Below are 21,598 nucleotides of genomic sequence, written 5' to 3'. Positions count from 1 at the left end.
GGCGCGGGCCACGGCAGGTATGACGGACGACACATCGCTCATCTTGATGGTCGGCCTGCCATTTGCCGGAAGCTTGCTAGCGGCCCTGCTGCCCACCCATGCCCGCACCGCAGCGGCGGGACTGGCCGGGCTGGTCACGCTGATCTGCCTCGCCTCCGTGCTGATGCTCTATCCGCACGTCGCCTCGGTCAGCGCGGTCCGCAACGAGATCGAGTGGATCCCGGCGCTCGGCCTCAATTTCTCGCTCCGGATGGATGGCTTCGCCTGGATGTTCGCGCTGCTCGTCAGCGCCATCGGCCTGCTCGTGGTCATCTACGCGCGCTACTACATGTCGCCGGAAGACCCGGTGCCGCGCTTCTTCTCGTTCTTCCTTGCCTTCATGGGCTCGATGCTCGGGATCGTGCTCTCCGGCAACCTGATCCTGCTCGTCGTGTTCTGGGAACTGACGAGCATCTTCTCCTTCCTGCTGATCGGCTACTGGCACCACAATGCCGGCGCCCGTGACGGCGCGCGCATGGCGCTGACGATCACCGGCATAGGCGGCCTCGGCCTGCTCACCGGCGTGCTTCTGATCGGCCACATCGTCGGCAGCTACCAGCTCGACACGGTGCTCGCCTCCGGCGACCTGATCCGCTCGCACCCGCTCTATGTGCCGACGCTCTGCCTGATCCTGCTCGGCGCGCTGACCAAGAGCGCGCAGTTCCCGTTCCATTTCTGGCTGCCCAACGCCATGGCGGCGCCGACGCCGGTTTCGGCCTTCCTGCATTCGGCCACCATGGTGAAGGCAGGCGTCTTTCTGCTGGCGCGGTTCTGGCCCGTGCTCGCCGGAACCTATGAATGGTTCTGGATCGTCGGCTTCGCCGGCATGATGTCGTTCCTGCTCGGCTCCTATTTCGCGATCTTCCAGCAGGACATCAAAGGCCTGCTCGCCTATTCGACCATCAGCCATCTCGGCCTGATCACCCTGCTGCTGAGCCTCGGCAGCCCGCTCGGCGCCGTCGCGGCCATCTTCCACATGATGAACCACGCCACCTTCAAGGCGTCGTTGTTCATGGCCGCCGGCATCATCGACCACGAGACGGGCACGCGTGACATGCGCCGGCTGAGCGGGCTGTTCCGCTTCATGCCATTCACGGCGACGCTCGCCATGGTGGCGAGCGCGGCGATGGCGGGCGTTCCGCTCCTGAACGGCTTCATCTCGAAGGAAATGTTCTTCGCCGAGACGATCGAGACACATGCCAACTCGATCCTCGATACCGTCGCGCCCTATGCCGCCTTCGTCGGCAGCGCCTTCGCGGTCGCCTATTCGGTCCGCTTCATCCACTCGACCTTCTTCGGCCCGCCACCGACGGACCTGCCGCGCACGCCGCACGAGCCGCCATTCTGGATGCGCTTCCCGATCCTGCTGCTGGTGCTCGCCTGCCTCGTCGTCGGCGTCATTCCGGGCATCACGATCGGTCCATATCTGCACACGGCCGTCACCTCGGTGCTCGGCGCGCGCACGCCGGTATACAGCCTCGCCGTCTGGCACGGCTTCAACCTGCCGCTGATCATGAGCCTCGGCGCGCTCGCCGTCGGCCTCGTCCTGTTCGCGCTGCTGAAGAACTACCTCGCGACCTCGGAGGAAGGCCCGCCCTATTTCCGCCGCCTCAAGGGACAGCGCATCTTCGAGCGCGCCATGGTCACGGTTTCCTGGCGCTGGGCCCGCTTCCTCGAAGGCTGGCTCGGCACCCGCCGCCTGCAGCCGCAGCTTCGCTGGCTGGTGCTGGTGGCGCTGTTCGCTGCGATCTGGCCCCTCACCGTGCTCGGCTTCAACCGGGACAAGCTGACGCTCGCCGGCGCGGACCCGGCCTTTGTCGGCCTCTGGACGATCGCCATCGCCTGCGCCATCGGCGCGGCATGGCAGGCCAAGTTCCATCGCCTCGTCGCGCTGACGCTGATGGGCGGCGCCGGCCTCGTCACCTGCCTGACCTTCCTGTGGTTCTCGGCGCCCGATCTCGCGGTCACCCAATTGCTGGTCGAGGTGGTGACGACGGTGCTGATTCTGCTCGGCCTGCGCTGGCTGCCGAAGCGCTCGCAGGAGATCGTCAACGGCGACGTCACGCTCGGCGCCAAGCTCCGCCGCTATCGTGACCTCATCGTCGCCGTCGCCGCCGGCGTGGGCATGATGCTCGTCTCCTATGCGATCATGACGCGCGCCGCGCCCGACACGATCTCCGACTTCTTCCTGCAGAAGGCCTATTCGGAAGGCGGCGGCCGCAACGTCGTCAATGTCATCCTGGTCGATTTCCGCGGCTTCGACACGATGGGCGAGATGACGGTTCTCGGCGTCGTGGCGCTCACCGTCTATGCGCTGCTGCGCCGCTTCCGCCCGGCCGCCGACAGCGTCGAATCGCCGGAACAGCAACGCATCCAGAACGCCGATGACGACGCGCGGCCCGACCGCAAGCTCGGCGACACCGTCAGCGACTACCTGCTGGTGCCCGCCGTCATCATGAAGTGGCTGTTCCCGGTGATCATCGTCTTCGCCGCCTACCTGTTCATGCGCGGCCATGACCTGCCCGGCGGCGGCTTCGCGGCCGGCATCGCGATGGCGGCCGCGTTCATCCTGCAATACATGGCCGCCGGAACGGTGTGGGTCGAGGACCGGCTGCGCGTGCTGCCGGTGCGCTGGATCGCGATCGGCCTCCTCCTCGCTGCCGTCGTCGGCTGCGGGTCCTGGGTGTTCGGCTATCCGTTCCTGACCTCGCATTCGCAATATGTCGATCTGCCGCTGATCGGCGCGGTTCCGTTCGCCAGCGCCCTGTTCTTCGATCTCGGCGTGTTCTCCCTCGTTCTCGGCGCCACCACCCTCATGCTGATCGCCCTCGCCCACCAGTCGATCCGCCGCCTGCGCGCGCCGCGGACGGCCCCGGCCACCAGCGAGGAGGCCGCCTGATGGAGCTCGTTCTCGCCATCGGAATCGGGGTCCTGATCGGCTCGGGCGTATGGCTGCTGTTCCGGCCGCGCACCTACCAGCTCATCATCGGGCTGTCGCTGATCGCCTATGGCGTCAATCTCTTCATCTTCTCGATGGGCCGGCTGAAGGTCGCCGCGCCGCCCGTGCTCGCCTCGGGAGCGCCCGTGAATCCTGCCGACTATGCCGACCCCATCCCGCAGGCACTCGTGCTGACCGCCATCGTCATCGGCTTCGCCACCGCCGCGCTGTTCCTCGTCGTGCTGCTGGTTTCGCGCGGCCTGACGGGCAGCGACCATGTCGACGGCCGGGAGCCCAACTGATGACGTGGCTCGATCATCTCGTCATCGTCCCGATCCTGCTGCCGCTCTTCACCGGCGCGCTGCTGCTGATGTTCGACGAACGGCGCCACCAGGTGAAGGCGGCGATCAACATCGTCTCCACCATCTGCCTCGGGCTGGTGGCGCTGACGCTGCTCGAAATGGCCGACACACCGACCGCCACGAACCAGGCGGCCGCCAGCGTCTACCTGCTCGGCAACTGGCCGGCGCCGTTCGGCATCGTGCTGGTGCTCGACCGGCTTTCCGCGCTGATGCTGGTGCTGACCGCGCTGCTGGCGCTGCCGGCGCTGATCTATTCGCTGGCGCGCTGGCACAAGAGCGGCCCACACTTCCACACCCTGTTCCAATTGCTGCTGATGGGGCTGAACGGCGCGTTCCTGACCGGCGACCTGTTCAACCTGTTCGTCTTCTTCGAGGTACTGCTCGCCTCGTCCTATGGGTTGATGCTGCACGGCTCCGGCCAGGCGCGCGTCAAGGCGGGCCTGCACTATATCGTCATCAACCTCGCCGCCTCGTCGTTGTTCCTGATCGGCGTTGCCATGATCTACGGCGTCACCGGCACGCTCAACATGGCGGATCTGGCCCTTCGCGTCGCCGCCGTGCCGTCCTCCGACCGGATGCTGCTCGATGCCGGCGCCGGCATTCTCGGCATCGCCTTCCTGGTCAAGGCCGGCATGTGGCCGCTCGGCTTCTGGCTGCCGACCGCCTACAACGCCGCCGCAGCGCCGGTCGCCGCCATCTTCGCCATCCTCTCCAAGGTCGGCATCTATGTGCTGATGCGGCTGTCGCCACTGCTCTTCGGAGCCGGCGCCGGCGATTCGACCGGCGTCGGCGACAACTGGCTTCTCGTCGGCGGCATGGTGACCATGGCCTTCGGCATCATCGGCGTGCTGGCCTCGCAGGCGAAGGGGCGGCTCGCGGGCTATTATATCCTGGTCTCGTCCGGCACGCTGCTCGCCGCGATCGGCATGGCCAATGCGCCGACCACGGCCGGCGCGCTCTACTATCTCGTCAGCTCGACCCTCTCGGTCAGCGCCTTCTTCCTGCTGATCGAGCTGGTCGACCGCGTGCAGGATCCGGCCGCCAACGTGCTCGCCGTCACCATGGACGCCTATGGCGACGACATGGAAGAGGAAGAGGCGGAGGAGGAGATCGGCGTCGCCATTCCCGCCACGCTCGTCATCCTCGGCATCTGCTTCGCGAGCTGCGGCCTGCTGCTCGCCGGCCTGCCGCCGCTCTCCGGCTTCATCGGCAAGTTCGCCATCCTGACGGCGGTGTTCAACCCGAACGGCCTCACCCAGGGCAGCACGCTTTCGCTCGCGAGCTGGGTCTTCGCCGGCCTGCTGGTGATCTCCGGCCTCGCGGCGATGATCTCGATCACCCGCTCGGGCATCCAGACCTTCTGGGCGCCGATCGAGGGCCGCGTGCCGCGCGTGCTGCTGATGGAAATCGCGCCGGTCGCCTTCCTGCTGGCGCTCTGCGCCGGCCTCACCATCTATGGCGGCCCGGTGATGACCTACATGGAGCAGACGGCGCAGTCCCTGCATTCGCCGCAGACCTATATCGAGGGCGTGATGCGCGCGCCGCGCGTCTTGCCGCCGGCGGCGGAGGTCGCGCCATGAGAAAGGTCCTGCCCTATCCGCTGCTGACGGCGTCGCTGCTGCTGATGTGGCTGCTGCTCAACAAGTTCTCACTCGGCCACCTGCTGCTCGGCGCGGCAATCGCCTATGGCGCCTCCTGGGCAATGACGGCCCTGCAGCCCTCAAAGCCGCGCATCCGGCGCTGGGACCTGATCCCTCGCCTCTTCTTCCTGGTGCTCGGCGACATCTTCCGCTCCAATATCGCGGTTGCCACCATCATCCTCAATGGCAAGCGCCGGCCGCGCAATCCGGGCTTCCTCACCATTCCGCTGCAACTGCGCGACCCGACCGCGCTGGCGGTGCTCTCCTGCATCCTGACCGCAACGCCCGGCACCGCCTGGATCGAGTACCATGCCGACACCGGCCGACTGATGATCCATGTGCTCGACCTGGTCGACGAACAGGCCTGGGTCGACCTGATCCGCAACCGCTACGCCCGGATGCTGTCGGAGATTTTCGAATGAGCGCGACGATCCTCCTCTGGTCCGTGACGCTGTCGCAGTGGATGCTGGTGGCGGCGATGGGCTGCGCCGCATTCCGCGTCATCCGCGGCCCGCGCGCGCAGGACCGCGTGCTCGGCCTCGACGCGCTCTATGTCGCCGCCATGCTGCTGATCCTCACTCTCGGCATCCGTTCCGCCAGCACGATCTATTTCGAGGCCGCCCTGGTGATCGCGCTGCTCGCCTTCGTCTCGACGGCGGCGCTCGCCAAGTTCCTGATGCGCGGCGAGGTGATCGAATGACCGGCCTCGACGATTTCCCGCTCTGGGCGGCGATCCTCGTTTCGCTGCTGCTGCTGCTCGGGTCCGGGCTGACGCTGCTCGGCACCATCGGCCTCGTGCAGTTCAAGAGCTTCTACGAGCGCATCCACGCGCCGACGCTCGGCACCACCTGCGGCGCCGGCGGCGTGCTGATCGCCTCGATCCTGTTCTTCTCGGTGCTGCAGTCACGCCTCGCCCTGCACGAACTGCTGATCACCGTCTTCGTGACCGTGACGACGCCGGTGACGCTGATGCTGCTCGGCCGCGCCGCGATCTACCGCGACCGCATCGAGGGCAAGGCGGGCATGCCGGAATTCGACACCGGCGCGCCGCCGCCCCGCGACGAGGCGGTCGAGAAGGGCTGAGCGCGCGGCACAGCCGACACCCGGCCTGGTAGCAGGGTTCAACTCTGCGTCATCTTGACGTGCATCAATGCCGACTGACGGCGCTTGCCGTTAGCCTTGGCCCGTCCATCGGGTAGCAGGAGGTCCAGATGCCACGCATGAAAGCCGCCATCTTCGTCGAACCGGGGCGCATCGTCCTCGACGAGAAGCCCATTCCCGACGTCGGCCCGCGCGACGCGCTGATGCGCATCACCACGACGACGATCTGCGGCACCGACATCCACATCCTGAAGGGCGAATATCCCGTCGCCAAGGGCCTGACCATCGGCCACGAGCCGGTCGGCGTGATCGAGAAGCTCGGCTCCGCCGTGGAGGGCTACACCGAGGGCCAGCGCGTCATCGCCGGCGCGATCACGCCGAGCGGCCACAGCTATGCGTGCCTCTGCGGCTGCGGCTCGCAGGACGGCCCCGGCACCAAGCACGGCTTCAAGGCCACCGGCGGCTGGAAGTTCGGCAACATCATCGATGGCTGCCAGGCGGAATACGTGCTGGTTCCGGACGCCGCCGCCAATCTGAGCCCGGTCGCCGAGGGGCTTTCGGACGAAGAGATCCTGATGTGCCCCGACATCATGTCGACGGGTTTCGCCGGCGCCGAGAGCGGCGGCGTCAGGATCGGCGACACGGTCGTCGTGTTCGCGCTCGGCCCGATCGGCCTCTGCGCCGTCGCCGGCGCCAAGCTGATGGGCGCCACCACGATCATCGGCGTCGACACCGTGCCGGAGCGGCTCGCCGTCGCGAAGAAGCTCGGCGCCGACATCGTCGTCGATTTCAAGAAGGGCGACCCGGTCGAGCAGATCATGGCGCTGACCGATGGACGCGGCGTCGACGTGGCGATCGAGGCCCTCGGCACCCAGGGCACCTTCGAATCGGCGCTCCGCGTGCTGCGCCCCGGCGGCACGCTTTCCAGCCTCGGCGTCTATTCGAGCGACCTGAAGATCCCGCTCAGCGCCTTTTCGGCCGGTCTCGGCGACAACAAGATCATCACCTCGCTCTGCCCGGGCGGCAAGGAACGCATGCGCCGGCTGATGAACGTCGTCGCCTCCGGCCGCGTCGACCTGAAGTCGCTGGTCACCCACCGCTTCAAGCTCGACGACATCGAGGCGGCCTACGACCTGTTCGGCCACCAGCGCGACGGCGTGCTGAAGGTGGCGATCACGCCCTGAGCCCTGAGGCGGGCGTCCCCTCCGTCTCGGGTCGCCCGTCCCTTTTTAGCAGACCTTGACGGTGCGGATGCCGAGCAGCTGGCCGAGCTTCTCGATCCGGTCGGCGATGTGGCCGACGCCGATCGCGCAGTGATGCGCCGGGCATTCGGCGTTCCACGTCTCGACGAACTTCCGTGCGCCGATCGAGAAGCGGTAGCGGCTGTTGGTGTTGCCGATCTCGAGGATCGGGCCCGGCACCGATTCGGCTTCGGCCACCACCAGCTTCAGCCCGCCGGCGCCGTCCTCGGCGACCGAAAGCAACGTCACCGGGCCATGCTTCACCGACATCTCGACGCTGACGCCCGAGCCGACCTTGCCGTGATAGACCTTGAGCGGCCGGACCTTGGTCTTGCCCTCGGCGATCCTCGTATGGCCGGGGCCGTCATGGCCCATCAGCACGATGTCGTCGTTGAAATCGATGCCGTAGTACTCGGTGAACGAACCGCCGATGCCGAACGTATCGAGGATCTTCATCGCCTGGGCGTTCTTCACCTCATACTCGCCCGCCACCGGCACGCCCCGCGCCGTCAGGTAGGAGCAGCCGAGGATGACCGAGGAGATGACGTCCTCGTGGTCATGGCCGGGCGTCGATTCGTAGTAATAGGCGAGCGAGCCGAGCTTGTGCTTCGCCACCAGCCGATCGAGCGCGACAGACGTCCGCGCCGCGCGAAGAAGCTCGGCCGGGTCGCAATCGGGCTGGATGTCGAATTCGGCGCGGAACGCGTCGACGCGGGCGGCCGCCTCCAGCTCCGTCACCGATTTCCGCAACGCCGCCAGTTCGTCGATCTCGACGATTTCGAGATGGCCGCCGAAGGTCGCGACCTGCGCCGTCGTGTCGGAATAGATGTCGAGCATGCCGTTATAGTAGCGGCCCATCAGGCCGAGGCGGTTGTGCGACATGACATAGGCGACGCGCGCCGCCTCGATCCAGGCCTCGATCTCGCGGTCGACATGCGGGTCGCCGTCGAGCACGCCGGTCACCTGGTGGAAATCGATGCCGGCGCGGCGGAAGACGTTGGCGATCTCCGGCACCGGGCAGGCCGCGCAGAAGGCGAGCCACTCGCCGGTCATCTTGGTGCGGTCGTCGAGCGCGTTGAAGCTCGCATAGTCGATCGCCGCCTCCGGCTGCAGGTTCAGGATGACGACCGGCACCTTGGCCCGCTGTACCACGGGCAGCACGGTCGAGGAGACGGCATAGGTCGTCACATGCAGGAAGATCAGGTCGACATCGGCGGCCCGCAGCTGGTGGCCGGCATCCATCGCCTTTTCCGGATCGTCGATCAGGCCGAGATTGACGATCTCGACGCCGGGACGCGCCAGCTTTTCCGCCACCCGCTCGATATAGCCGCGCAGGCGCGGCTCAAGGCCGGCGAATTGCGGCCAGTAGGCGTTGAGGCCGATGCCGAACAGGCCGACCTTGAGCGTGTCATGCGCCATTTCTTCTTCCTCAATCCGCCAGCAGGGACTGGACGCGGCCGGCAAGCGCCTCGCCCAGGATGCGATGCGCTTCTGCATCGAGATGAATGCCGTCGACCTCGCTCGAGGTGATCACCGAGCCGGCGTCGAACAGCGGGACATCGCGGGCCGCCGCAGCGCGGGCGAACTCGCCGGCGAGCTTCCGCGACTTTTCCGTGCCGCCCTCGAACATTTCCTTGAGCCAGCCGAGTTTCGAGATCGGCGCCGGCACGACGAGCAGCACCCTGGGCGCCCTGCCCTGCGGCCCCGTCGCCGAACCGAGCACGATATCGGCGAGGCGGCCCGCGCCGTCGGCGATGTCGCCGGCCTGCATCGAAAGCCGCGTCTTCAGGTCGTTGGTGCCGAGCTTGATGATGACGAGGTCGAGCGGCATGTGCGTCTCGATCGCCACCTGCAGGAAGCGGGCGCCGTTCTTGTGGTGTCCCTCGACGGGGTCGTCGACGCAGGTGGTGCGGCCGTTCAGCCCCTCGGCGATCACCTGCACGTCCGCGCCAAGCGCCTTCTGCAGCACGCCCGGCCAGCGCACGTCTGGCGCGAAGCGGCCGCCGACGCCGCGCTCGGGCTGCGGCTCGGCGCCCCAGCTGTTGGAATCGCCATAGACGAGAACGGATTTCATGGGGGTTTCCTCGGCACCAGCCATCTCAATTCTCACCTTCAATTCTCAAGAGGGAGACTCAATAAATCTGCGAAACCGGGCCTGAATGGATGCCTCGGGCCCTGCCTCCGACCCCTCCCCACCCTCGCGTCATCCCTGCGAAAGCAGGGATCCAGACGGCCGGAAACCAGGAACCCTATCGTCGGAGGCTTCCGCTGCATGGATCCCTGCTTTCGCAGGGATGACGGAGCATTGGCGCCCCACGTTCAGTCTCTCCGGCGGTGAAGAAAGCTCAAGCAAGCCCCTCACCCCACCCTCTCCCGCCGGCGGGCGAGGGCTTTTCCGGCGGCGCGGCGGAGGCGGCGAGACCGGCTCGACCTGCCCCCTCTCCCGCTCGCGGGAGAGGGTTGGGGTGAGAGTCTTTTCACATCAGTTCGCCCGATACCGCGCCAGCACGTCGGCGCGCGGCTCGGCGCCGTGGCCGGGACGGTCCGGCGCGAAAATCAGGCCGCCTTCGTGCCAGAACGGCTCGTCGATCAGCTCGAACTGCATCGGCCCCGGCAGTGGCTTCAATTCGAACAGTTCCGCCGTCTTCGATGCGAGCGAGAGATGCAGGCTGGCGCCGGTCAGAACCGCCGTGCTCCAGGCATGGGCGTTGACCACCTTGCCGGCCGCCTCGATGACAGCGGCCGCCTTGCGGAAGCCGGTGACGCCCTCGATGCGGGCCGGATCGAGGCCGAGCACGTCCGCGGCGCCCGTGTCGAGCCAGCGCTGGTAGCCGGCGACCGTGAATTCGCGCTCGCCGACTGCGACCGGCGTCGAGATCGCCGCCTTCAGCGCGACATGATCGGCGACCCGGCTCGGCAGGAACGGCTCCTCGATCCAGGCGATGCCAGACTCTTCCATGCGCCGGACGGTGCGGATCGCGGTGTCGAGGTCCCATTTCGTGCCGTTGCCGGCATCGACCATGATGCCGGCTTCCGGCCCGATCGCCGCGCGCAGGCTTGCTACCAGCGCGACGTCGTAGTCAGGATCGCGCCCGGCCCTCGACAGGCCGCGCTTGGCAAGGCCGAGCTTGGTGGAGCGGAAGCCGCCGGCGATGTGGCCGGCGATATCGCGCACGCTTTCCTCGATCGTCGCCTGGTTGACGTGCAGGCTGGCGCAGACCGGCAGCGACTGGTGATGGCGGCCGAAGAGATCGACCAGCGGCTTGCCGGCTTCCTTGGCCTTGATGTCCCAGAGCGCCATGTCGAGCGCCGAGATTGCCATCGAGGCAATGCCGCCCTCGCCGTACCACCAGCAATGGTCCTTCATGGCCTGCCAGCAGCCCTCGACGTCGGCAAGATCGCGCTCGGCGAGCAGCGGCAGCAGCCCGTCGCGGATCACCGTCTCGGTGGCCCGCAAGGCTTCCGGCCACATGGCGATCGCCTCGCCCCAGCCGGAAATCCCGGCCGTGGTGTCGAGGCGGACCAGCAAGGTCATCCGGTCGTGATTGAAGTCGTTCGGCTCTGGCCAACGCAGCACAAAGCACTCAGCCCCGCCGAGGCGCATGCGATTTCCTCCCATGGTCGCGCTTGCCGCGCGATCGATTGCAGCAAGGCTAAATTCAAAACCGGGAGGCCGTCAATCGAATTGGTCAGGCCAATTATTGCAAAGTGACCCTTGCGTGATCCGGAATGTCGTGCCAGTTTTGCCGCCAAGAAATTGGCCTTACCAATTCAAAACGCTCTTTGAGGGAGGAGACTTTTCAATGCACGCTCGGACTCCGTTCCACGCCATGCGCCGCGTCGCCAGCTTCGCGGTCATGTCGCTTTTGCTCGGCAGCGCGGCTTATGCCGAGGATTTCCACGGCTTCGACCCGGCGAAATTCGACGGCGCCATGCTGAGCGCCGACCAGCTCAAGGCGATGGTCGCCGACGCCACCGCCGCCCATAAGCCCAACAACGGCAAGAACCTCGTCCTCGGCTTCGCCAATCTGCAGCGCGACGTGTCGTTCTGCCTGAAGGTCGAGAACGGCATGGTCGAGAACGCCAAGGCCGCCGGCGTCGACCTGCAGATCACCGACAACCGTCTCGACGGCGCCACAGCGCTCGCCAATGCGCAGAGCTTCCTGCAGCGCCAGGTCGACCACGTCACCGAATTCCAGACCGACGCCAATTTCGGCGCCACCATCATGCAGCAGATGAACGAGGCCAACACCAAGGTGGTGGCGATCGACATCCCGATGCCGGGCGCCACCTTCTTCGGCGCCAACAACCCGCGTTCGGGCTTCATGGGCGGCGCCTATCTCGGCCAGGCGGCGATCGCCAAGTTCGGCGCCGACAAGGTCAAGGAAGGCTTCTTCGTCGTCGGCGAACTGCCGCAGTCGGGCGCGATCCCGGCCATGCGCACCGGCGGCCAGGTCGCCGGCTTCAAGGCCGCCGTCGAAGGCTTCTCGGACGATCACGTCATCAAGATCGACACCAAGAACACGCTCGAAGAGAGCTTCACCCAGATGAACAACGTCATCGGGCGCATTCCCGAAGGCGCGCCGATCATGGTGACGGCGATCAACGACCAGGCAGCGACCGGTATGCTGCGCGCCGTCAAGCAGGCCGGCCGCGAGGCGGACCTGATCGTGGTCGGCATGGGCGCCGACGAAATCCAGACCATGATTGACGAACCGGCCTTCGTCTCGTCGGTAGGCTACTTCCCCGAGCGCTATGGCAACTACCTGATCCCGCTCGCGCTGATGCAGCTGGCCGGCAAGGAAGTGCCGGACACCGTCCTGGTCAACCACGTCATGGTCACCAAGGACAATGTCTGCAAGTTCTACGACAAGTTCGCCTGCGCCGATGGCAAGGACCCGATCCAGTTCACCTTCCCGCAGGAAGCCTTCGAGAAGCATCTGGCCGAGATCCGCACGCTGCCGGACCTCGCCGACTACCAGAACCTGATCCCGACCAACTGATCGGCTGGCGGGCGCCCCCGGGCGCCCGCCTTCTTCTCACCCTCTGCAGGAAGGGCCGCATGGCGACCACCGTTCCCCGCCTCGGCATGCATGGCATCGGCAAGTCCTTCGGACGCGTTCCGGTGCTGACGGATGTCGATCTGACCGTCGACCCCGGCGAAGTCGTCGCGCTGCTCGGCTCCAACGGCGCCGGTAAATCGACGCTGATGAAGATCCTGACCGGCCTCTACACTCGCGACGGCGGCTCGGTCCGCATCGATGGCAGCGAGGTCGACTTCAAGGATCCGGCCGCCGCCGTCGCCGCGGGCGTCAAGCTGCTGCCGCAGGAAATCTCCGTCATGCCGGACATGACGGTGGCCGAGAATATTTTCTTGGGCGACATGCCGCTGAAACGCCGCTTCGGCATCCTGCAGGTCGACAAGGACACGATGCGGACGCGGTCGCGCGAACTGCTCGACCAGCTCGGTTTCGCCAACATCCTGCCCGACATGCTGGTGAAACACCTTTCCGTCGCCGAGCAGCGCATCGTCGAGATCGCCCGCGCGCTCGCCGGCAAGGCCAGCATCCTCGTCATGGACGAGCCGACAGCGGCGCTGACCGAGCAGGAAGCGAAGATGATCTTCAGGATCATCCGCCGCCTGAAGGAAAACCGCGTCTCCGTCATCTACATCTCGCACTACCTGTCGGAAGTGTTCGAGATCTCCGATCGCATCGTCGTGCTGCGCGACGGCCGCAATGCCGGCACCTTCAACACCGCCGACACCAAGCGAGGCGAGGTCCTCGCCGCCATGCTCGGCAACACGGTCGACGATCTCTACGATGTCGGCGCGCCGGGCGTCGCCGGCGCCGAGATCCTCGCCGTCGAGAAGCTTACCATCCCGCGCAAGCTCGAAGACGTCGCCTTCAGCCTGCACCAGAACGAGATCCTCGGCATTTTCGGCCTGGTCGGCTCCGGCGTCGAGGTGCTCGGCCGCGCGCTCTATGGCGCGCTCGGTCCCCTCAAGACGGCCGAGGTCCGGCTGGGCGGCCAGAGCTACCGGCCGATGAGCGCCCGCGACGGCAAGCTCGCCGGCATCGGCTTCGTCGCCGCCGAGCGCAAGAAGGAAGGCATCATCGCCGACCTGACCGTGCGCGAGAACATCGCCCTCCCCTTCGAGGAGCGCTTCGAGCGTGGCCTGTTCATGTCGCAGGCCGAGGAGGCGCAGCACGCCATCCGCTGGATCGGCGAGCTCGGCATCCGCACCCGCGGCCCCGAGCAGAAGATCCGCACCCTTTCCGGCGGCAACCAGCAGAAGGTCTGCATCGCGCGCTGGCTGGTCGAGGGCGTCAAGCTGCTGATCCTCGAGGAACCCACGCGCGGCGTCGATGTCGGCGCAAGGCGCGAGATCTACGGCAAGCTGCGCGAACTCGCGAACCGCGGCTATGCCGTGCTGATCCTCTCCTCCGACGTCGAGGAAGTCGCGGGGATCAGCGACCGCTCGCTGGTGCTCGACCGCGGCCGCGTCGTCGGAACCTTCGAACGGGGCGCCAAGCCCGCCGAACTCATGGCCGCAACCGGCAACGATCCTGCCTTTTCGGCACCCTGAAGGACCCATTCCATGGCCCAATCCATCGAAACCCACTCCGCCGGCGGCGCCAGGGAACAGATGCTCTCGCTGTTCGGCAAGCCTTGGTCGGGCGTCGCCATGCTCGGGATCTTCTATCTGATCCTGATTGCGGTCTTCTCCGTCCTGTCGCCCTATTTCCTGACGCTCAGGAACATGCTGCAGATCGGCGGCAACGTCGCCTATATCGGCCTGATGGCCGCGGCCGGCACGCCGCTGATCATCGCCGGCGGACTCGACCTCTCGGTCGCGGCCATCGCCGGCCTGACCGGCGTCGTCATCTCGATGCTGCACGGCATGGGCTTCCCGATCTGGATCGGCGTGCTGCTCGCGATTGCTGTAGCTGGCGCCATCGGCGTGGTTAACGGACTGTTTACGACCCGTCTGCGCCTGAACCCGCTGATCGTGACCCTCGGCATGATGAGCATCATCTCCGGCATCGCCCTGGTGTTGACCGGCGGCCTGACCCGGCCGCTGATGGTGCCGGGCTTCAACTGGGTCGGTTCGGGCCGCGTCGCGGGCATCCCGATCCCGTTCCTGATCATGATGGTCACTTTCGTCGGCCTCTGGGTTGTCATGACGAAGATGCGCTTCGGCCGCTACATCTACGCCGCCGGCGGCAATGCCGAGGCGTCGCGCCTGATCGGCATTCCGCTCGAGAAGACCGTCATCATCCTCTACGTGATCTCGGCCGTCTCCGGCGCCGTCGCCGGCACCATCCTCGGCGCCATGCTGGGCGCGGCCGGCCCGACCGCCGCCGGTTCGCAACTCCTGACCGTCATCGCCGCCATCATCCTCGGCGGCACCAGCCTCAACGGCGGTCGCGGCAGCGTCTGGGGTACGCTGCTGGCCGTGCTGATCCTCGGCACGCTCAATAACGGCCTGACTTTGCTCAATGTTTCCAGCTTCTGGCAGGACGTGACGCGCGGCGTCGTGTTGATGCTTGCCGTCAGCCTCGACCAGATCCGAACCCGCGCGCTGGGGGAATAGGATGGCGGAAATGATCCCGGCCGACTTCGAACCGATCGAGCGCAGCTCGGTAGCCGAACAGGTTGCCAAGAAGCTGCTCGACCTGGTGCGGACGAAGAACCTTCGGCCGGGCGACCAGCTTCCGCCCGAGCGCGAGCTGGCGGCCGCCATGCAGGTGAGCCGGCCGAGTGTGCGCGAAGCCCTGCGCGGCCTGCAGATCCTTGGCGTGCTCAAGGTCCGGCAGGGCGGCGGCATCTATGTGTCGTCGCTCGAAGCCTCCGACCTGCTCGGGCCGCTGCAGCTCCTGATCACGCTCAACGAGCACAACGTCAATGCGCTCTACGAGTCGCGGAAGCTGATCGACGGCGGCATCGGGCGCATGGCGGCCGAGCGGATCACGGCGGAAGACCTGACGCGGATGAAAAACATGCTGATCGTCCAGCGCGGATTGATCAACGATCCCATCGGCTTCCGCGTCTCCGACGTCGAGTTCCACCGCGTCCTCTCCGACGCGACGGGCAACCCGTTCCTCGTGCGCGTCTCGACCTCGCTCTACGTCCTCGGCATGGAATACCGGCGGATCGCCGCCGAGACGCCGGGCGTCCTCGGCCAGTCCTTCAGGGATCACGAACTGATCGTCGCGGCGCTGGCGGCGCGCGACCCGGACGCCGCCGAGGCCGCGATGGTCCAGCACATGACCAACGTGCACCTTTCGACGGTCAACGCCATGGATATCACTCCCTGATGGAACGAAACTCATGAAGCGCGCCAGGATTGGCATCATCGGGACCGGATGGTGGGCGGTCGAGAACCACATTCCGGCGCTCAGGGACAACCCGCATTGCGAACTGGTCGCCGTCAACCGGCTCGGCAAGGCGGAGCTCGGGCAGATCCAGAGCCGCTTCGGCATCGAGCACGGCTATGAGGACTATGCCGCGATGCTGCGCGAGGTGCCGCTCGACGGCGTCATCGTCGCCTCGCCGCATGTGCTGCACCACGAACATGCGCTGGCCGCGATCAAGGCCGGCTGCCATGTCCTGGTCGAGAAGCCGCTCGCCACGACCGCGTCCGATGCGCGCGAGATCGTCGCCGCGGCGGCGGAGCACGGTCGCGAGATCGTCGTGCCCTATGGCTGGAACTTCAAGCCTTTCAGCGCGCGGGCGGCCGAGCTGATCGCCTCGGGCGCGATCGGCCGGGTCGAGCACGTCGTGCTGCAGATGGCCTCGGCGCTCGGCGACCTGATGGCCGGCGAGCCGATGAAGGAGACCGAGGGCGCGATGTTCCGCCCGCCGGCCTCGACCTGGGCGGATCCGAAGCGTGCCGGCGGCTATGGCTGGGGCCAGCTCGTCCATGCGCTCGGCCTGCTGTTCAAGATCGCCGATATCGCGCCGGAAGAGGTCTTCGCCATGGTCGGCCGCTCGCCGGCGGGCGTCGACTACTACGATGCCGCCGTCGTCCGCTTCGCCAATGGCGCCACCGGCTCGCTTTCCGGCTCGTCCACCGTGCCGAAGCATCGCGGCTTCCAGATCGACCTGCGCATCTTCGGCTCGGAAGGCATGCTGCTGCTCGACATCGAGCGCGAGCGGCTGGAAGTGAGCCGCCGCAACGGCACGGACGAGATCGTGCCGATCGCCGCCGGCGCCGGCGCCTATAGCTGCATCGAGCCGGTCACCCTGCTGGTCGATATCTGCCGCGGCCTGCATCCGCGCAACGAGTCGCCGGGCGTCGTCGGCATGCGCGCGGTCGAAGTGCTCGACGCGCTCTACCGCTCGGCCGAGAGCGGCCGCGTCGAGAAGGTCTGACGCGGATGAAGCTCTCGCTCACCACCTGGTCGCTGCGCGGCCTGACGCTGGACGAGGCGGCCGGGCTCTCGCGCGTGCTCGGAATCGGCGCGCTCGACCTCGGCTATTTCTACAAGCCCGGCCTCGACAGGGAAGCGCTGATCGCCGATCCCGACGGCATGGCCGAGCGCGTGCTGAAGCTCGGCGTCGCGCTGCCCAATCTCTACCACCTGTTCGGCGGCTCGCTGTCGGACCGGAACCTGGCCGATCCCCGCCATCGCGCGCAGAACGAGGCGGATTTCCGCCGGGTCGTCCGCTTCGCCAGGCGCGCCGGCCTCGGCAGCGTCTTCGTGCTGCCCGGCGTGGTCAATCCCGGCCAGGACCGGGCCGCGGCACTCGTGGAATCGGCGGAGAGCCTGCGCCGGCTTGTGGCGATCGCAGCGCCGGAAGGCATCCAGCTCACCATCGAGCCGCATGTCCATTCCTATCTCGAAAGCCCGACGCTGGTGCTCGACCTGCTCGATCGCGTGCCCGGGCTGAAGCTCGTGCTCGACTACGCGCATTTCGTCTGCCTCGGCTACCGGCAGGAAGAGATCGACGTGCTGGCGCCGCATGCCGCGCACGTGCATCTGCGCCAGGCACGCATGGGCGTGCTGCAATGCAAGCTGTCGCTCGGCACGCTCAATTTCCCGGCGATGCTGGGAACGCTCAGGGCGGCCGGCTATGACGGCTATCTGGCGATCGAATATGTGCATCAGGACTACATGGACGGGCTGCACGACGACGTGCTGACCGAAACCATCGACATGCGCGACTGCGTGAGGGAGTGGCTGGCGTGACGGAAAAAGGGATTGCGCTCGTGACGGGCGGCGCGGGCGGCATCGGCGCGGAGATCGTGCGCCGGCTGGCTGGGGACGGCTACCACGTCGTCGCCGCCGATCACAACGAGGCGCTGGCGGCCGAGGTCGCTAATGGCGTCGGCGGCAGCGCGGTCGGTATCGACATCACCGACGCGAACTCGGTCGACCAGGCATTCGAGACGGTCCTCGACCAGCATGGCCGCCTCGACATCCTCGTCAACGCCGCCGGCATCCACCTGCAGAAGCTGGTCGTCGACACGACGCCGGAGGAATGGGACCGGATCCAGAGCGTCAATGCGCGCGGGCCGTTCCTGACCTGCCGCGCCGCGGCGCGGGCGATGATGCGGGCCGAGCGCGGCCGCATCGTCAACATCATCACCCGGCTCAACTTCGGCAATCCCTATTCCAGCGCCTACATCTCGTCGAAGAACGCGCTCTGGGGCCTGACCCAGTGCCTCGCCGTCGAGCTCGCCTCCTACGGCATCACCGTCAACGGCGTCGCGCCCGGCCATGTCGGCCCCGGCACCGGGATGGAGAAGCAGTTCCGCGAGAAGGCGGAAAAGCTCGGCCTCAGCTGGGAGGCGTTCGAGGCGCAGGTCTTGAAGACGATCCCCGTCGGCCGCTGGTGCCGGCCGGCCGACGTCGCCGCCGCCGTCTCCTATGTCGTCTCGCCGGAAGCCTCGTTCGTCACCGGCGAACTGATCAACGTCACCGGCGGCTTCGTCGGCTACGGCATCGCACCGCCGAAGGAAGAACGCTTCGGAAGGGATGCCGGCTGATGAGCAAGGATCTGCGCAATGGCGGCCTCGACCGCCTGTCGGTCGACGACATCCTGAAGCCCGGTTTCTCGACCCCCTGGGACGCGCCGATGGTGCCGCCCTATCCGTTCACCTTCCGCAATGTCGACGTGCTGACGCTGGTCTGGCGCACGACGGAGGCGGCCGTCGCCCGGCTGCTGCCGCCGCCGCTGGAGCCGACCAGCGACATCGTCATGGCGCATATCTACAAGATGAACGACACGGAGTGGCTCGGCCCCTATGGCGAGAGCAACGTCTCGCTTGGCTGCCGCCTGCCGGGCGTCGCCGAAGGGTCCTACTCGCCCTATCTGTTCCTCTCCTCCGACGCGGGCGTCGTGCATGGCCGCGAGTTGCACGGCCAGCCGAAGAAATATGGCGAGCCGAAACTGGAGCTGCGCGGCGATCTCGTCGTCGGCACGGTGGCGCGGAACGGCATCGACGTTCTGACCGGGACGCTGCCCTACAAGCAGCGCACCGACACGCTCGCCAGCCTCAACAAGCATTTCGACTTCGCCGAGAACATCAATCTGAAGGTGATCGACCACATCGACCAGCGCCCGGCCATCCGGCAGCTGACGGCGCGGCGGCTCGCCAATGTCGTCGTGCATGAATGCTGGGGCGGTCCCTGCACCGTCGAGCTGCGGCCCAACGCGCAGGCGCCGATCCACCGCCTGCCGGTGGTCGACATGCTGGACGGGCTGCACTGGAAGGCCGATTTCACGCTGGTGCCCGGCCGCATCGTTCACGACTATCTCGCCTGAGAGGAAATCATGGGGCACTACGCCTGGGTTCTGGAAGTCCGTCCGGGATGCGAAGAGGAATACAAGAAGGCGCATGACGAGATCTGGCCGGAGATGCTGGAGACGCTGAAGGCGGCCGGCATCCGCAACTATTCGATCTTCCGGCTCGGCCTGAAGCTGATCGGCTATTTCGAGACCGATGACCTGCAGAAGACGATCGCCTATCTCAAGGATGATCCGGTCAACAAGCGCTGGGGCGAGGCGATGGCGCCGATCATGAAGCTCGAGGGCGACCCGCGCACCGGCTTTGCCTATATGCTTCCCCTGCAATGGCACATGGATTGATCGGACCCACCATGCTCGACGGAGAAATCGCCCTCGTCACCGGCGCCAAGGGCGGCATCGGGGCGGCCGCCGCCAAGGCGCTCGCCGAAGCTGGCGCCCGCGTCATCGTCACGGCGCGGCGGCTTGCCGACGCCGAGGCGGTCGCAGGGCAATGCGCAGAGGGCCGAGCGCTCGGCCTCGCCTGCGATGTGGCGGACCCGGAAGCGGTCCGCGCCGCCGTCCGCGAGGCGACCGCCCTGGTCGGCGCGCCGACCCTCCTCGTCAACAACGCCGGCACGGTGCAGCCGATCGGCCTGCTGCACGAGACCGACGCCGACGCCTGGGCCGCCAACATCAACGCGACGCTGATCGGCGCGGCGGCGATGGCGCGGGCGGTCCTGCCCGCCATGCTCGACCGGGGCGGCGGCGCCATCGTCAACCTGTCCTCCGGTGCGGCGCACCGCGCGATGGAGGGCTGGAGCGCCTATTGCGCCGCCAAGGCCGGGCTCGCCATGGTGACGAAGTCGCTGGCGCTCGAATATGGGGCACGCGGCATCCGCGCCTTCGGCTTCGCGCCGGGGATCGTCGATACCGGCATGCAGGTCGAGATCCGCGCCTCCGGCATCAATCCGGTCAGCAAGCTGCCGCGCGAGGGGCTCGCCTCGGTCGATGATCCGGCGAAGGCGATCGTCTTTCTCTGCACCTCGGCGGCGGGCGATCTCGCCGGGCTCGAGGTCGACATCCGCGAAGCCTCGTTCCGTGAACGGGCCGGGCTGCCGGCGCTGCCCGCCGCCTGATCAACTTCGCAAAACGGGTCCTTCCGGCGCACGAAGGTCTGGAACATTTCAGATTTTCGTGCGTTCCTTCTGAGAGGCGGCAGGGGGAGTGCCGCCGGTTGGGAGGGTAAGATGGAGCTTCGTCACTTCCGTCAGCAGCCCAATATAGGGCCGCGCGATACCGCCGGGCTGCCGAACCATGTCCTCGAGAAGATTGCGGCCGGCGAGCAGCCGTTGAAAGCCATTCGTGAATGGCGCTGCATCAGCCAGACCGACCTGGCCGACCGGACCGGCGTCGCCGTGACGCAAATCATGCGCTGTGAATCCGGCTGGCTGATTTCCAAGGAAGCGCTGCGCCTGTTGGCGCGTGGATTGCGCGTGCACGACGAGTTGCTCGTCGACTAGCACTGGCTGGTTCGCTGAACGCGACCGAACATCGGAGCCCTGCCCGCCCGTCGCCGCCTTGGGCGGCACGGGGAGCGTTGCCTGTCGCATAAGGAGAAAAACGATGGATCCGAAGAAGCCGATCCCCGATCCGCTGCAGCCCGACCCCTCGGACCTTCACCGGGTGCCCGATGTCGATGACCGCGCCAACCAGGCTTTTCTCGACGCGCTGATCGATACGGATGGCCGGCCGATGCGCGACGCGATCGACATGCCGGAAGACGACGAGGAAGACGAAGACGAAACCGACGAGGACGAGCCCTAGCGTCTCGGGGCCTCTCGAAGCCAGGCGACGGATGCACCGCCGCCCGGCAAGCGGCCGAATTATCCTCTTTACACCTTGCCGCCCAAGGCGCTGAATCGATCGACTGGAAGCGTGAAGGCGTAGCGATCTTGATCGCGATCATCCCTTTTCCGTCAACCCAGAGGCCTGTATTCGCGGCCCGTCGTTGTTTCACCGACGCCTTCCTCGCGGTGGCCCGGCATGATTGATCTCGTCAATGCCCCCTACGCCATTCTTCTTCTGCGGATCAGCCTCGGCATCCTTTTCATCGCACATGCCCTGCTGAAGTGGCGCGTCTATACGATCCCCGGCACGATGGCCTTCTTCCGGTCGCTCGGCCTGCCCGGCTGGTTCGCCTATGTCACGATCACGGTCGAGCTCGGCGGCGCCGCCTGCCTGATCCTCGGCATCTGGCCGCGCATCGTGGCGCTGCTTTTGATGCCGCTGATGATCGGCACCATCGTGACGGTCCACGGCAAGAAGGGCTGGCTGTTCAGCAATCCGGACGGCGGCTGGGAATATCCCGCTTTCTGGACCGCGACGCTCTTCATCCTCTTCCTGCTCGGCGATGGCGCCGCCGTCCTGCTGCACTCGCCTTCGCTCTTCGGTTCGTGATGAGCGCGGCAAGGCGACATCGCTAGAATAGCCTCGACACAAGTTCGTCTCCGCCGTCGAGCCGTCGCAGGCTGGAGTTTC

The 21,598-nt window shown here is 66.8% G+C and carries 23 protein-coding genes; 20 read left to right on the top strand and 3 right to left on the bottom strand.

What is annotated here, in order from left to right:
• Positions 1 to 19 precede the first annotated feature (19 nt).
• The 7 genes from WFK98_RS01350 to WFK98_RS01320 all read left to right on the top strand — a co-directional run bounded on the left by WFK98_RS01350 (position 20) and on the right by WFK98_RS01320 (position 7,264).
• Positions 20 to 2,938 carry a monovalent cation/H+ antiporter subunit A gene (locus WFK98_RS01350; RefSeq protein WP_336799022.1) on the top strand — a complete coding sequence of 973 codons (2,919 nt, stop codon included), beginning with the start codon at positions 20 to 22 and terminating at the stop codon, positions 2,936 to 2,938.
• Complete coding sequence (locus tag WFK98_RS01345) at positions 2,938 to 3,279, top strand: Na+/H+ antiporter subunit C (protein ID WP_266340926.1); 342 nt, start codon at positions 2,938 to 2,940, stop codon at positions 3,277 to 3,279. Before WFK98_RS01350 ends, WFK98_RS01345 begins: the two co-directional genes overlap by 1 nt.
• The gene (locus tag WFK98_RS01340; RefSeq protein WP_266340925.1) at positions 3,279 to 4,919 is read left to right on the top strand and encodes a monovalent cation/H+ antiporter subunit D; all 1,641 of its coding nucleotides are present in this window, start codon (positions 3,279 to 3,281) and stop codon (positions 4,917 to 4,919) included. Before WFK98_RS01345 ends, WFK98_RS01340 begins: the two co-directional genes overlap by 1 nt.
• Positions 4,916 to 5,401 carry a Na+/H+ antiporter subunit E gene (locus tag WFK98_RS01335; protein ID WP_336799021.1) on the top strand — a complete coding sequence of 162 codons (486 nt, stop codon included), beginning with the start codon at positions 4,916 to 4,918 and terminating at the stop codon, positions 5,399 to 5,401. The genes WFK98_RS01340 and WFK98_RS01335 overlap by 4 nt, the downstream gene beginning before the upstream one ends.
• A complete protein-coding gene (locus WFK98_RS01330; protein WP_266340923.1) occupies positions 5,398 to 5,679 on the top strand; it encodes a K+/H+ antiporter subunit F in 282 nt (93 codons plus the stop codon). The genes WFK98_RS01335 and WFK98_RS01330 overlap by 4 nt, the downstream gene beginning before the upstream one ends.
• The gene (mnhG, locus tag WFK98_RS01325; protein ID WP_266340922.1) at positions 5,676 to 6,062 is read left to right on the top strand and encodes a monovalent cation/H(+) antiporter subunit G; all 387 of its coding nucleotides are present in this window, start codon (positions 5,676 to 5,678) and stop codon (positions 6,060 to 6,062) included. Before WFK98_RS01330 ends, mnhG begins: the two co-directional genes overlap by 4 nt.
• A 128-nt stretch (positions 6,063 to 6,190) precedes the next feature.
• The gene (locus tag WFK98_RS01320; protein WP_336799020.1) at positions 6,191 to 7,264 is read left to right on the top strand and encodes an NAD(P)-dependent alcohol dehydrogenase; all 1,074 of its coding nucleotides are present in this window, start codon (positions 6,191 to 6,193) and stop codon (positions 7,262 to 7,264) included.
• 45 nt (positions 7,265 to 7,309) lie between these two features.
• Here the strand turns inward: WFK98_RS01320 and WFK98_RS01315 are convergent, their stop codons facing one another.
• From WFK98_RS01315 to WFK98_RS01305, 3 genes are all read right to left on the bottom strand, one after another.
• Positions 7,310 to 8,740, bottom strand: a complete 1,431-nt coding sequence (locus WFK98_RS01315; RefSeq protein ID WP_336799019.1) for an arabinose isomerase — start codon at positions 8,738 to 8,740, stop codon at positions 7,310 to 7,312.
• 10 nt (positions 8,741 to 8,750) lie between these two features.
• Positions 8,751 to 9,395, bottom strand: coding sequence for an SGNH/GDSL hydrolase family protein (locus WFK98_RS01310; protein WP_336799018.1), 645 nt, complete (start codon positions 9,393 to 9,395; stop codon positions 8,751 to 8,753).
• Between the two features lie 408 nt (positions 9,396 to 9,803).
• Entirely contained in the window at positions 9,804 to 10,898 is a 1,095-nt protein-coding gene (locus tag WFK98_RS01305) for a mandelate racemase/muconate lactonizing enzyme family protein (RefSeq protein WP_336799017.1), read from the bottom strand.
• Positions 10,899 to 11,124: 226 nt separating this feature from the next.
• Here WFK98_RS01305 and WFK98_RS01300 point away from each other — a divergent pair, with 226 nt between their 5' ends.
• The 13 genes from WFK98_RS01300 (at position 11,125) to WFK98_RS01240 (ending at position 21,517) form a co-directional block, all read left to right on the top strand.
• Positions 11,125 to 12,324, top strand: coding sequence for a sugar ABC transporter substrate-binding protein (locus WFK98_RS01300; RefSeq protein ID WP_336799016.1), 1,200 nt, complete (start codon positions 11,125 to 11,127; stop codon positions 12,322 to 12,324).
• Positions 12,325 to 12,383: 59 nt separating this feature from the next.
• Entirely contained in the window at positions 12,384 to 13,910 is a 1,527-nt protein-coding gene (locus WFK98_RS01295; protein WP_336799015.1) for a sugar ABC transporter ATP-binding protein, read from the top strand.
• 12 nt (positions 13,911 to 13,922) lie between these two features.
• On the top strand, positions 13,923 to 14,918 hold the full coding sequence (locus WFK98_RS01290; RefSeq protein WP_336799014.1) for an ABC transporter permease: 996 nt from the start codon (positions 13,923 to 13,925) through the stop codon (positions 14,916 to 14,918).
• Positions 14,919 to 14,928: 10 nt separating this feature from the next.
• Complete coding sequence (locus WFK98_RS01285) at positions 14,929 to 15,642, top strand: FadR/GntR family transcriptional regulator (protein WP_266340914.1); 714 nt, start codon at positions 14,929 to 14,931, stop codon at positions 15,640 to 15,642.
• A gap of 13 nt (positions 15,643 to 15,655) precedes the next feature.
• The gene (locus WFK98_RS01280; protein ID WP_336799013.1) at positions 15,656 to 16,699 is read left to right on the top strand and encodes a Gfo/Idh/MocA family protein; all 1,044 of its coding nucleotides are present in this window, start codon (positions 15,656 to 15,658) and stop codon (positions 16,697 to 16,699) included.
• A 5-nt stretch (positions 16,700 to 16,704) separates the two neighbouring features.
• A complete protein-coding gene (locus tag WFK98_RS01275) occupies positions 16,705 to 17,517 on the top strand; it encodes a sugar phosphate isomerase/epimerase family protein (protein ID WP_336799012.1) in 813 nt (270 codons plus the stop codon).
• Complete coding sequence (locus tag WFK98_RS01270; protein WP_336799011.1) at positions 17,514 to 18,317, top strand: SDR family NAD(P)-dependent oxidoreductase; 804 nt, start codon at positions 17,514 to 17,516, stop codon at positions 18,315 to 18,317. Before WFK98_RS01275 ends, WFK98_RS01270 begins: the two co-directional genes overlap by 4 nt.
• Entirely contained in the window at positions 18,317 to 19,096 is a 780-nt protein-coding gene (locus tag WFK98_RS01265) for an acetoacetate decarboxylase (protein ID WP_266340910.1), read from the top strand. Before WFK98_RS01270 ends, WFK98_RS01265 begins: the two co-directional genes overlap by 1 nt.
• Before the next feature lie 9 nt (positions 19,097 to 19,105).
• Positions 19,106 to 19,420 carry an L-rhamnose mutarotase gene (locus WFK98_RS01260; protein ID WP_336799010.1) on the top strand — a complete coding sequence of 105 codons (315 nt, stop codon included), beginning with the start codon at positions 19,106 to 19,108 and terminating at the stop codon, positions 19,418 to 19,420.
• Positions 19,421 to 19,431: 11 nt separating this feature from the next.
• A complete protein-coding gene (locus WFK98_RS01255) occupies positions 19,432 to 20,196 on the top strand; it encodes an SDR family NAD(P)-dependent oxidoreductase (protein WP_336799009.1) in 765 nt (254 codons plus the stop codon).
• A gap of 111 nt (positions 20,197 to 20,307) precedes the next feature.
• A complete protein-coding gene (locus WFK98_RS01250; RefSeq protein WP_266340907.1) occupies positions 20,308 to 20,580 on the top strand; it encodes a helix-turn-helix domain-containing protein in 273 nt (90 codons plus the stop codon).
• A 103-nt stretch (positions 20,581 to 20,683) separates the two neighbouring features.
• The gene (locus tag WFK98_RS01245) at positions 20,684 to 20,884 is read left to right on the top strand and encodes a hypothetical protein (protein WP_266340906.1); all 201 of its coding nucleotides are present in this window, start codon (positions 20,684 to 20,686) and stop codon (positions 20,882 to 20,884) included.
• Positions 20,885 to 21,103: 219 nt separating this feature from the next.
• Positions 21,104 to 21,517, top strand: coding sequence for a DoxX family protein (locus WFK98_RS01240; RefSeq protein WP_336799008.1), 414 nt, complete (start codon positions 21,104 to 21,106; stop codon positions 21,515 to 21,517).
• Positions 21,518 to 21,598 lie beyond the last annotated feature (81 nt).

Origin of the sequence: Kaistia sp. MMO-174, from assembly GCF_037147815.1 — a bacterium.
Lineage (GTDB): Bacteria > Pseudomonadota > Alphaproteobacteria > Rhizobiales > Kaistiaceae > Kaistia > Kaistia nematophila.
This window is presented reverse-complemented; position numbering and strand designations above follow the sequence as displayed.

Bases quoted from the DNA above. Each gene is read 5' to 3' on its own strand.
- WFK98_RS01275 (WP_336799012.1), top strand. From the start codon at position 16,705: ATGAAGCTCTCGCTCACCACCTGGTCGCTGCGCGGCCTGACGCTGGAC.
- WFK98_RS01250 (WP_266340907.1), top strand. From the start codon at position 20,308: ATGGAGCTTCGTCACTTCCGTCAGCAGCCCAATATAGGGCCGCGCGAT.
- WFK98_RS01260 (WP_336799010.1), top strand. From the start codon at position 19,106: ATGGGGCACTACGCCTGGGTTCTGGAAGTCCGTCCGGGATGCGAAGAG.
- WFK98_RS01330 (WP_266340923.1), top strand. From the start codon at position 5,398: ATGAGCGCGACGATCCTCCTCTGGTCCGTGACGCTGTCGCAGTGGATG.
- WFK98_RS01295 (WP_336799015.1), top strand. From the start codon at position 12,384: ATGGCGACCACCGTTCCCCGCCTCGGCATGCATGGCATCGGCAAGTCC.
- WFK98_RS01350 (WP_336799022.1), top strand. From the start codon at position 20: ATGACGGACGACACATCGCTCATCTTGATGGTCGGCCTGCCATTTGCC.
- WFK98_RS01345 (WP_266340926.1), top strand. From the start codon at position 2,938: ATGGAGCTCGTTCTCGCCATCGGAATCGGGGTCCTGATCGGCTCGGGC.
- WFK98_RS01240 (WP_336799008.1), top strand. From the start codon at position 21,104: ATGATTGATCTCGTCAATGCCCCCTACGCCATTCTTCTTCTGCGGATC.
- WFK98_RS01320 (WP_336799020.1), top strand. From the start codon at position 6,191: ATGCCACGCATGAAAGCCGCCATCTTCGTCGAACCGGGGCGCATCGTC.
- WFK98_RS01255 (WP_336799009.1), top strand. From the start codon at position 19,432: ATGCTCGACGGAGAAATCGCCCTCGTCACCGGCGCCAAGGGCGGCATC.
- WFK98_RS01300 (WP_336799016.1), top strand. From the start codon at position 11,125: ATGCACGCTCGGACTCCGTTCCACGCCATGCGCCGCGTCGCCAGCTTC.
- WFK98_RS01340 (WP_266340925.1), top strand. From the start codon at position 3,279: ATGACGTGGCTCGATCATCTCGTCATCGTCCCGATCCTGCTGCCGCTC.
- mnhG (WP_266340922.1), top strand. From the start codon at position 5,676: ATGACCGGCCTCGACGATTTCCCGCTCTGGGCGGCGATCCTCGTTTCG.
- WFK98_RS01280 (WP_336799013.1), top strand. From the start codon at position 15,656: ATGAAGCGCGCCAGGATTGGCATCATCGGGACCGGATGGTGGGCGGTC.
- WFK98_RS01290 (WP_336799014.1), top strand. From the start codon at position 13,923: ATGGCCCAATCCATCGAAACCCACTCCGCCGGCGGCGCCAGGGAACAG.
- WFK98_RS01310 (WP_336799018.1), bottom strand. From the start codon at position 9,395: ATGAAATCCGTTCTCGTCTATGGCGATTCCAACAGCTGGGGCGCCGAG.
- WFK98_RS01245 (WP_266340906.1), top strand. From the start codon at position 20,684: ATGGATCCGAAGAAGCCGATCCCCGATCCGCTGCAGCCCGACCCCTCG.
- WFK98_RS01315 (WP_336799019.1), bottom strand. From the start codon at position 8,740: ATGGCGCATGACACGCTCAAGGTCGGCCTGTTCGGCATCGGCCTCAAC.
- WFK98_RS01285 (WP_266340914.1), top strand. From the start codon at position 14,929: ATGATCCCGGCCGACTTCGAACCGATCGAGCGCAGCTCGGTAGCCGAA.
- WFK98_RS01335 (WP_336799021.1), top strand. From the start codon at position 4,916: ATGAGAAAGGTCCTGCCCTATCCGCTGCTGACGGCGTCGCTGCTGCTG.
- WFK98_RS01265 (WP_266340910.1), top strand. From the start codon at position 18,317: ATGAGCAAGGATCTGCGCAATGGCGGCCTCGACCGCCTGTCGGTCGAC.